This window comes from Klebsiella sp. 64, from assembly GCF_018223915.1.
GTDB lineage: Bacteria > Pseudomonadota > Gammaproteobacteria > Enterobacterales > Enterobacteriaceae > Klebsiella > Klebsiella pneumoniae.
The window spans coordinates 87,211-95,980 of record NZ_JAGRQZ010000008.1 but is presented as its reverse complement, the minus strand read 5'-3'; the positions used below and the strand labels follow the sequence as shown (position 1 = coordinate 95,980).

The following is an 8,770-nucleotide window of genomic DNA, read 5'->3' as shown; positions in this document are numbered from 1 at the left end:
ATCTGGTGCAGCGCCTGAGCCCGACGGCGGCCATCGCTGGCGCCTGCAATGCCATCCGCCGCGAGGCTGACGGTAGCCTGAGCGGAGACATGTTCGATGGCGAGGGATTTGTGCTGGGCCTGCGTCGTAAAGGGTTTAACCCGCAGGGGACGCGGGCGCTGGTGGTTGGCAGCGGCGGGGTGGGATCGGCTATCGCCGCCTCCCTCGCGGCGGCGGGGGTCAGCGCCCTGACCCTGTACGATACCCGGCCCGGGGTGGCGCACGCCCTCGCCGGGCGGCTGCATCAGCACTATCCGCAGCTCGATATCACCCTGATGCAGCCCGATCCTGCCGGACACGAGCTGGTGGTCAATGCCACCCCGCTGGGGATGAAGGCCAGCGATCCGCTGCCGCTGGACGTTGACCGTCTGGCGCCAGGCGCCTGGGTGGGGGAAGTCGTCATGACTCAGGAGTACACCCCGCTGCTGAGGGCCGCTCAGGCACGACAGTGCCACATCCAGCGCGGGACCGACATGCTGTTTGAAATGATCCCTGCCTATCTGCGCTTTTTTGACCTACCGGTAGCCACCCCCGAGCAGCTGCGGACCCTGGCAGAAATTCGCTACTGACGCGACGGCAAACCGGGTAATATAACGCTATATTATCCGGTTTATAGCGACCTCTTATGACAAACACCACTCTCACGCTGCTGGCGGCGGGAAGCCTGAGAAGCGCTTTCCTGCCGCTGGTGGCGCACTTTCGGCAGCACACTGGCCTGGCGGTTGATGCGCAGTTTGGCCCTGCCGGCCTGCTGCGCGAGAGAATCGAAGCCGGGGCACCGTGCGCGGTTTTTGCTTCCGCCAATGCGGCGCACCCGCAGGCGCTGCTGCAGGCAGGTCTGGCGCAGGAATGCCAGGGATTTGCCGGCAACCAGCTGATGCTGACCGCCCGGCGCTCACCGGACAATGATGGCCTGGACTGGCTGGCGCTGCTCAGCACGCCCCGCCTGCGGTTGGCGACCTCCACGCCGGGCTGCGATCCGTCGGGAGATTATACCTGGCAGCTGTTCGCCCGAATTGAGGCACGCTATCCAGGGTTGGGCAACGCGATGGCCGGGCGGGCGCAGCAGCTGGTCGGCGGCAGAGACTCACTGAGCGTGCCGCCGGGAGAGATAGCCGGCGCGTGGCTTATTCGCCAGAATCTGGCGGATCTGTTTATCGGCTATGCGCACTATGGCCCCGCGCTGGCCACCTGCGACGATCTGCGTACCCTGACCATCCCGGCGCCGTGGAATATTCGCTGCGATTACCAGCTGGCGCGTCTCAGGGCCGATCCCGCCGCGCTGGCCCTGTATCGCTTTATCCTCGGCGACGTTGGCCAGGGGTATCTTCGGCAGGCGGGTTTTATGCCGTTCAGCGACGCAGCGTAAACCCCGGCGCCAGCAGAGGGAACGCGGAGGCGGCATGGCGGATCAGGCGTACCGGCAGGCCGTACGCTTGCCGGAGATGCGTTTCGCTCAGCACGTCGGCGGTCTCGCCCGCCAGCCACCGGCCCTCCGGCAGCAGAAGCAGCGTATGGCTGGCCACCTGTAGGGCGTGGTTGGGATCATGGGTGGTGAACAGGACGGTGCGCGCCTGGCGGTGGGCGAGGTCGCCGATCAGCTGCAGCACCACCTGCTGGTTACCGAGGTCCAGCGCCGAGCAGGGCTCATCCAGCAGGATATTCTGGCTGGCGCTGACCAGCGCGCGGGCAATCAACACCAGCTGCTGCTGGCCGCCGGAGAGGGCGCCGAAGTCATCTTCGGCCAGGGCGGCAATCCCCAGCTGCGCCAGCGCCTGCTCAACCCGCCGGGCATCCTCCTCGTCCGGCTGGGCAAAGAGATCCACGTGACGGGCCCGGCCCATCAGCACCACATCGCTCACGCGCCAGCGAAAAGCGGGACGAAACGACTGCGGAACCAGGGCCACGCCGCCCTCGCACTGCATCTCGCCGCCCAGCGGCGGCAACACGCCGGTCAGGGTATCCAGCAGGGTACTTTTTCCCCGGCCATTGGCGCCCAGCACCGCCCAGATCTCACCGGGCCGGCAGGCCAGCGTGAGCGGGGCGAAGAGCGGCTGACGGTGGCCGTAGCGTAGCGCTTGCAGCGATAATGAGCTGTTCATCGGGTCGTACTCCGGCGTCGGGATTGCACCAGCAACACGGTAAACAGCGGCGCCCCGAGCAGGGCGGTGATGATCCCGATCGGGATCTCCGCCTGGGTCAGCGTGCGCGCCAGATCGTCCACCACCAGCATCAGCGCGGCGCCGAGCCAGAAGGCGGTGGGCAGCAGGCGACGATGGTCAGCCCCTACCAGCAGACGGGCGAGGTGCGGGACCACCAGACCCATCCAGGCGATGCTGCCGCTGACCGCCACCTGGGCTGCCACCAGCACCGCGCAGCAAACCAGCACGCCGCGACGCAGCGCGGCCACCGGAACGCCAAGACTGCGGGCATCCCGTTCCTCCAGGGCCAGCAGGTTGATACGCCAGCGCAGCTTCCACAGCGCCCCGGCAGCCACCGCCAGGGGCAGGGACATAAGCAGTACCTTATGCCAGCTGGCGGTCGCGAAGCTGCCGAGCAGCCAGAAAACGATGTTCGGTAACGTCTCTTCGCTGTCGGCGAGGTACTGCATCAGGCTGACCAGCGCGGCGAAGAAGCCGCTGAGAATGATCCCGGACAGAATCAGCCCCAGCGTGCTGTCCCGCCCCTGCAGGGCGGCGAGGGCGTAAATCAGCCCCAGCGCGACGAGGCCGAAGAAAAAGGTCGAGGCCATCATCAGCAGACTGCCGACGCCCAACAGGATCGCCAGCGTGCCGCCGAAGGCGGAGCCGGCGGTTACCCCGATGATGTGCGGGTCCACCAGCGGGTTCTGGAACACGCCCTGCAAGGTGGCGCCGCACAGCCCCAGCGCGCCCCCGGCCAGCAGGGCCATCACCACGCGCGGCAGGCGAACCGACCAGACGATCTGCCCGATCACCCCTTCTCCTGGCGGCAGATGGACCAGAGTGTGGCCAACGGCGCTCAGGCTTAACGGGTACTGGCCGAAACAGAGCGAGGCGACCGCGATCGCCAGGGTCACCAGCGCCAGGCTACCCTGCACCAGCCAGGGATGATGGTTAGCGGGCATCTGGCGTCCACGCCACGCGGTAAAAACGCTGATAGTAATCGCTGGCTTTACTGTCCACATCGATGCTCTGGTAGCGCGCGGGATAGAGTTTTTTCGCCATCCACAGCTCACCCAGCGCCAGGGCCTCTGGCATGGGATAGCCCCAGGCTTTGGCGTACTCCGGCATCAGCCACACGCGGTGATGTTTCACCGCATCGATCGCCTGCCACTGCGGGTCGTTCTCTATCTGTTTGACCACCTGCGGATAACGGTCCTGGACGAAGATCACCTGGGGGTTCCACTCCAGCACCTGCTCCAGCGACACCTGGCGGGCGCCTTTTACGCTGGCGGCCGCCACGTTCAGCGCCCCGGCGTGCGCCATCATCAGCCCGGTGTATTTGCCAGCGCCATAGGTATTCAGATCGGGGTTGGCCATGTACACCCGCACCCGCTGGTTCTGGGGAATATCGGCCACCGGCGCATTGGCTTGCTTGCGCGCCTCGAAGGTGTAGTGAATCAACGCCTCGGCCTCGGGCTGGCGCTCGACCACCTCGCCGATAAGGCGGATCCCCTCCATCAGCCCGGCGTTATAGGCCTGCTCTTCGTCAGCCATGGTGGGGTTCATTTTATTTTTTTCCCCGGCGGCATCGTGGCGCAGCGAGATGGCCACTACCGGGATCCCGGCCTGTTGGATCTGCGCGATCATCGCCGGCGGCGCATAGTTGGCGACGAAAACCACCTGCGGACGCAGCGCCAACAGGCTTTCAATATTGACCTGGGTAAGATCGCCCGGGGTCGCCAGCTGCGCGATCTTCGGCATAAAGCGGGCGAACTGCGGCCCGAGCTGTTTCTGCCAGCTGCTTAAGACGCCGACGATATCCTCGGCGGCATGCAGTTGTACCAGCAGGTTGAGCGTCTGATGCTGCAGAACCACAACGCGGGTGACGTGGTCGGGGAGGGTGACCTGGCGACCCAACTGGTCGGTGACGGTGCGGTCGGCGAAGGCCTGGCCGGTGAACAGGCTGGCGCTGAGCAGCGTCAGGCCCAGCAGTAAGGGGTGTTTTGACATGGTGTGGCCCGAATGGCGTGAAAATTCGTTGTGTATTAAATTATATAACGAAGCCGGGCGCAATGGGCGATCGCATTTACCCTCATCACGATCAGGGCATTTCGTACCACACTTCTTCATCCTCCATGCGGGCTTCTATCTGCCTCGCCACCCTCTGCAGCGCGGGGAGATGCTTCTGCGCCGCCTGCTCAATGGTCATTGCGCTGGCGATATAGACCAGGTTCAGGCAGCCGATAACCCGCTGCTGACTGCAGACCGGCACGGCGATCGAGGCGATTTTCTCCTCCTGCCGCCAGCTGCGGAAGTTTTCGCCATAGCCGTTCTGGCGGGTGCGGGCGAGGATCGCCGCCAGCCGTTCCGGTTCGCGGGCCAACTGATACTCAGCTTCCGGACGGGCGGCCAGCATGCTGACGATGGCGTCGCGTTCCGCGTCGGGGGCAAAGGCCAGCCACGTCAGTCCGGAGGCGGTGAGCAGCAGCGGCAGCCGCCGTCCGACCATCGCGCGGTGAAACGACAGTCGGCTGAAGCGGTGGGTAGTCTCGCGCACCACCATGGCGTCGACGTCGAGGGTGGTGATGTCCGTTGGCCACTGCACCTCGCGCAGCAGCTCGCCGAGCAGCGGCGTGGCGAGGGCAGAAATCCAATGTTCGTCACGAAATCCATCGCTCAGCTGGCGGACGTTAATGGTCAACCGGAAGCTGTCATCGGAGCGGCTGCGGCGGACAAAACCCTCCTCCTGTAGCGTCTCCAGCAGCCGGCGCACGGTGGTGCGATGCAGGCCGCTAAACTCCGCCAGCAGGCCCGGTGTCGCGCCGCTGTCGAATTTATTTAACAATTTTAATAACAATAAACCCCGGCTTAATCCGCGCACCGTTTTGTACGCTGCGGACCCATCGTCACGCATAAACCCTCCCTTAAAATGCTTTAAAAACAGTGTGGTGCACCTGGTGCACATTCGATGATGTTTTGATTGTAGCCGAAAACCCCCGCCCTATACTCAGCCCATTATAAAAAAACGTTTACACATGATTAACAAATTGCCTGTCAGCCGGGCAGTTTCCGAGTCGTGAGGTCGCTGAGAATGACAACATCTACACCCGATATTCAACCCGCCGTGCAGCATACCGCTCAGGTCGCCATCGTTGGCGCCGGTCCGGTTGGTCTGATGATGGCCAACTACCTTGGCCAGATGGGCATCAGCGTGCTGGTGGTGGAAAAGCTCGCCACACTGATCGATTACCCGCGGGCCATCGGCATTGACGATGAATCCCTGCGGGCGATGCAGGCGGTGGGGCTGGTGAATGACGTGCTGCCGCATACCACGCCGTGGCACGCCATGCGTTTTCTCACCCCAAAAGGCCGCTGCTTTGCCGATATCCAGCCGATGACCGATGAGTTTGGCTGGTCGCGGCGCAACGCCTTCATTCAGCCGCAGGTCGATGCGGTGATGTATCACGGTCTGCAGCGTTTCCCGCAGGTCCGCTGCCTCTTCTCCCGCGAAGTGGAAGCCTTTAGCCAGACCGGTGACAGTGTCACGTTAAATCTTAAAGGACCGGACGGCGAGCGGGAGACGGTGCGCGCGGACTGGCTGGTGGCCTGCGACGGCGGCGCCAGCTTTATTCGCCGTACGCTGAACATCCCCTTCGAAGGTAAAACCGCGCCGAATAAGTGGATCGTCATCGATATCGCTAACGACCCGCTGGCCACCCCGCACGTTTACCTGTGCTGCGACCCGGTGCGACCCTACGTTTCCGCCGCGCTGCCCCACGGCGTGCGCCGCTTTGAATTTATGGTGATGCCCGGCGAAACCGAAGCTCAGCTCAGCGAACCGCACAATATGCGCCGCCTGCTGAGCAAAGTGCTGCCGGACCCGGATCGCGTCGAGCTGATCCGCCAGCGGGTCTATACGCATAACGCCCGCCTTGCCGAGCGCTTTCGCATCGACCGCGTGCTGCTGGCCGGCGACGCGGCGCACATCATGTCGGTCTGGCAGGGGCAGGGATATAACAGCGGCATGCGCGACGCCTTCAACCTGGCGTGGAAGCTGGCGCTGGTGGTCAATGGCAAAGCGGGAGAGACGCTGCTCGACAGCTACCAGCAGGAGCGCCGCGACCACGCGAAAGCGATGATTGACCTGTCGGTTACCGCCGGCCATGTACTGGCGCCGCCGAAGCGCTGGCAGGGGGCCGCGCGCGACGGCCTCTCCTGGCTGCTGAATTACCTGCCGCCGGTGAAACGCTACTTCCTCGAGATGCGCTTTAAGCCGATGCCGCAGTACCGCGAGGGGGCGCTGCTGACCGACGGCGCCGGCAAAACCTCGCCGGTGGGCAAAATGTTTATTCAACCGCAGGTGACGCTGGAGAGCGGCGAGAGCGTGCTGCTCGACGAGGTTATCGGGGCGAATTTCGCCATTATCGGCTGGGGCTGCAACCCGCAGTGGGGGCTCGACGCCGGGCAGATCGCCCGCTGGCGCGCGATTGGCGTGCGCTTTATCCAGGTGGTGCCCGAGGTGCAGATCCATCGCGAGCAGGATAACGCCCCCGGCACGCTGCGGGTGGGCGATACGCAAAACCGCCTCAAAAGCTGGTTTGCACTGCATAACACCGCCATCGCCGTGGTCAGGCCGGACCGCTTTGTCGCCGCTCTCGCCATCCCGCAAACCCTCGGCGCGCAGCTGACCGCTCTGGCGGAAAAAATGGCCCTCGCAACCGGGGATACCGCCCACGCTGAAGAGAAGGTGGCCTGATATGCATGCCTATTTGCACTGTCTCTCCCACACCCCGCTGGTGGGATTCGTAGACCCGGAGCAGGCGGTCCTTGATGAAGTGAACCGGGTGATTGCCGACGCCCGGCGGCGGATCGCTGAATTCGATCCCGAGCTGGTAGTGCTCTTCGCTCCCGATCACTACAACGGTTTTTTCTATGACGTGATGCCGCCGTTCTGCCTCGGCGTCGGCGCCACCGCCATCGGCGACTTCGCCAGCGCCGCCGGCGACCTGCCGGTGCCGACCGAGCTGGCGGAAGCCTGCGCCCACGCCGTGATCAACAGCGGTATCGACCTGGCGGTGTCGTACAACATGCAGGTGGACCACGGCTTCGCCCAGCCGCTGGAGTTTCTGCTGGGTGGCCTGGACCGCGTGCCGGTGCTGCCGGTGTTTATTAACGGCGTCGCCGCGCCGCTGCCGGGTTTTCAACGCACCCGGCTGCTGGGCGAGGCGATGGGCCGCTTTCTCAATACCCTCAATAAGCGGGTGCTGATCCTCGGCTCGGGCGGACTCTCGCACCAGCCGCCGGTGCCGGAGCTGGCGAAGGCCGACGCCCATCTGCGTGACCGTCTGCTCGGCGGCGGCAAACAGCTGCCGCCGGACGAACGTGCGCTGCGCCAGCAGCGGGTGATCAGCGCCGCCCGACGGTTTACCGAAGACCCGCACTCGCTCCATCCCCTCAACCCGGTCTGGGACAACCGCTTTATGAGCCTGCTGGAGCAGGGGCGGCTGAGCGAACTGGACGCGATCGGCAATGACGAGCTGTCGGCGATGGCCGGCAAATCGACGCACGAAATTAAGACCTGGGTGGCCGCTTTTGCCGCGCTATCCGCTTTTGGCCGCTGGCGCAGTGAAGGCCGCTATTACCGGCCGATCCCCGAGTGGATCGCCGGATTCGGCTCGCTGAGCGCCACCACCGAGATTTGATTAACCGGGAGACTAACATGAGCTATCAACCGCAAACTGAAGCCGCCACCAGCCGATTCCTCAATGTCGACGAGGGGGGCCGCACGCTGCGCATCCATATCAATGACTGCGGCGACGGGAAAGAGACCGTGGTCATGCTGCACGGCTCCGGGCCGGGGGCCACCGGCTGGGCCAACTTCAGCCGCAATATTGACCCGCTGGTCGAGGCGGGCTATCGCGTGCTGCTCCTCGACTGTCCGGGGTGGGGCAAAAGCGATGCTATCGTCAACAGCGGCTCGCGTTCGGACCTCAACGCCCGCATTCTGAAAAGCGTGGTCGATCAGCTGGGGATCGATAAAGTCCATCTGCTGGGCAACTCGATGGGCGGCCATAGCGCGGTGGCCTTCACCCTGAGCTGGCCGGAGCGGGTGGCTAAGCTGGTGCTGATGGGCGGGGGGACCGGCGGCATGAGCCTGTTCACACCGACGCCGACCGAGGGCATCAAGCTGCTGAACGCCCTGTACCGCGAGCCGACCATTGAAAACCTCAAAAAGATGATGAGCATCTTCGTCTTCGACACCCGCGACCTCACCGAGGCGCTGTTCGAGGCGCGTCTCAACAATATGCTGTCGCGCCGCGACCATCTGGACAACTTCGTCCAGAGCCTGGAAGCCAACCCGAAGCAGTTTCCTGACTTTGGCCCGCGGCTGGGCGAAATCAGCGCGCCAACTCTGATCGTCTGGGGACGCAATGACCGCTTCGTGCCGATGGACGCCGGGTTGCGCCTGCTCGCCGGGATCGCCGGTTCGGAACTGCATATTTACCGCGACTGCGGCCACTGGGCGCAGTGGGAACATGCCGACAGTTTTAATCAGCTGGTGCTCAATTTCCTCGCACGGGCTTAAG

General features: G+C 64.2%; 9 protein-coding genes. 5 read left to right on the top strand and 4 right to left on the bottom strand.

Annotated elements, in window-relative coordinates:
* Together KHQ23_RS08170 and KHQ23_RS08165 are read left to right on the top strand one after the other, a co-directional pair.
* Positions 1-608, top strand: a 608-nt coding sequence (locus KHQ23_RS08170) for a shikimate dehydrogenase (protein ID WP_211777049.1), incomplete at its 5' end; no start/stop codon positions are given.
* 56 nt (positions 609-664) lie between these two features.
* A complete protein-coding gene (locus tag KHQ23_RS08165) occupies positions 665-1,408 on the top strand; it encodes a substrate-binding domain-containing protein (RefSeq protein WP_032434716.1) in 744 nt (247 codons plus the stop codon).
* On the opposite strand, the gene KHQ23_RS08160 is transcribed toward KHQ23_RS08165, so the two are convergent.
* The 4 genes from KHQ23_RS08160 to KHQ23_RS08145 form a co-directional block, all read right to left on the bottom strand.
* Positions 1,392-2,141: an ABC transporter ATP-binding protein gene (locus KHQ23_RS08160; protein ID WP_004151841.1), complete on the bottom strand. Its 750-nt coding sequence runs from the start codon at positions 2,139-2,141 to the stop codon at positions 1,392-1,394. The two genes, KHQ23_RS08165 and KHQ23_RS08160, sit on opposite strands and share 17 nt — an antisense overlap.
* Positions 2,138-3,145 (bottom strand): iron ABC transporter permease, encoded by a 1,008-nt coding sequence (locus KHQ23_RS08155; protein WP_004180352.1) that lies wholly within the window; start codon positions 3,143-3,145, stop codon positions 2,138-2,140. The genes KHQ23_RS08160 and KHQ23_RS08155 overlap by 4 nt, the downstream gene beginning before the upstream one ends.
* Positions 3,135-4,193 (bottom strand): ABC transporter substrate-binding protein, encoded by a 1,059-nt coding sequence (locus tag KHQ23_RS08150; RefSeq protein WP_032434712.1) that lies wholly within the window; start codon positions 4,191-4,193, stop codon positions 3,135-3,137. The genes KHQ23_RS08155 and KHQ23_RS08150 overlap by 11 nt, the downstream gene beginning before the upstream one ends.
* Before the next feature lie 91 nt (positions 4,194-4,284).
* A complete protein-coding gene (locus KHQ23_RS08145; RefSeq protein ID WP_032434710.1) occupies positions 4,285-5,097 on the bottom strand; it encodes a DNA-binding transcriptional regulator in 813 nt (270 codons plus the stop codon).
* A 177-nt stretch (positions 5,098-5,274) separates the two neighbouring features.
* Here KHQ23_RS08145 and KHQ23_RS08140 point away from each other — a divergent pair, with 177 nt between their 5' ends.
* The 3 genes from KHQ23_RS08140 to mhpC are packed head-to-tail and all read left to right on the top strand — an operon-like array spanning position 5,275 to position 8,769.
* Positions 5,275-6,939 carry a bifunctional 3-(3-hydroxy-phenyl)propionate/3-hydroxycinnamic acid hydroxylase gene (locus tag KHQ23_RS08140; RefSeq protein ID WP_211776864.1) on the top strand — a complete coding sequence of 555 codons (1,665 nt, stop codon included), beginning with the start codon at positions 5,275-5,277 and terminating at the stop codon, positions 6,937-6,939.
* A gap of 1 nt (position 6,940) precedes the next feature.
* On the top strand, positions 6,941-7,885 hold the full coding sequence (gene mhpB / locus KHQ23_RS08135; protein WP_020317046.1) for a 2,3-dihydroxyphenylpropionate/2,3-dihydroxicinnamic acid 1,2-dioxygenase: 945 nt from the start codon (positions 6,941-6,943) through the stop codon (positions 7,883-7,885).
* A 17-nt stretch (positions 7,886-7,902) separates the two neighbouring features.
* On the top strand, positions 7,903-8,769 hold the full coding sequence (gene mhpC / locus KHQ23_RS08130) for a 2-hydroxy-6-oxonona-2,4-dienedioate hydrolase (protein WP_032434706.1): 867 nt from the start codon (positions 7,903-7,905) through the stop codon (positions 8,767-8,769).
* Position 8,770: the final 1 nt, after the last annotated feature.

Coding starts and splice junctions, on each gene's coding strand:
- KHQ23_RS08165 (WP_032434716.1), top strand. CDS start 665: ATGACAAACACCACTCTCACGCTGCTGGCGGCGGGAAGCCTGAGAAGC.
- KHQ23_RS08160 (WP_004151841.1), bottom strand. CDS start 2,141: ATGAACAGCTCATTATCGCTGCAAGCGCTACGCTACGGCCACCGTCAG.
- KHQ23_RS08155 (WP_004180352.1), bottom strand. CDS start 3,145: ATGCCCGCTAACCATCATCCCTGGCTGGTGCAGGGTAGCCTGGCGCTG.
- KHQ23_RS08150 (WP_032434712.1), bottom strand. CDS start 4,193: ATGTCAAAACACCCCTTACTGCTGGGCCTGACGCTGCTCAGCGCCAGC.
- KHQ23_RS08145 (WP_032434710.1), bottom strand. CDS start 5,097: ATGCGTGACGATGGGTCCGCAGCGTACAAAACGGTGCGCGGATTAAGC.
- KHQ23_RS08140 (WP_211776864.1), top strand. CDS start 5,275: ATGACAACATCTACACCCGATATTCAACCCGCCGTGCAGCATACCGCT.
- mhpB (WP_020317046.1), top strand. CDS start 6,941: ATGCATGCCTATTTGCACTGTCTCTCCCACACCCCGCTGGTGGGATTC.
- mhpC (WP_032434706.1), top strand. CDS start 7,903: ATGAGCTATCAACCGCAAACTGAAGCCGCCACCAGCCGATTCCTCAAT.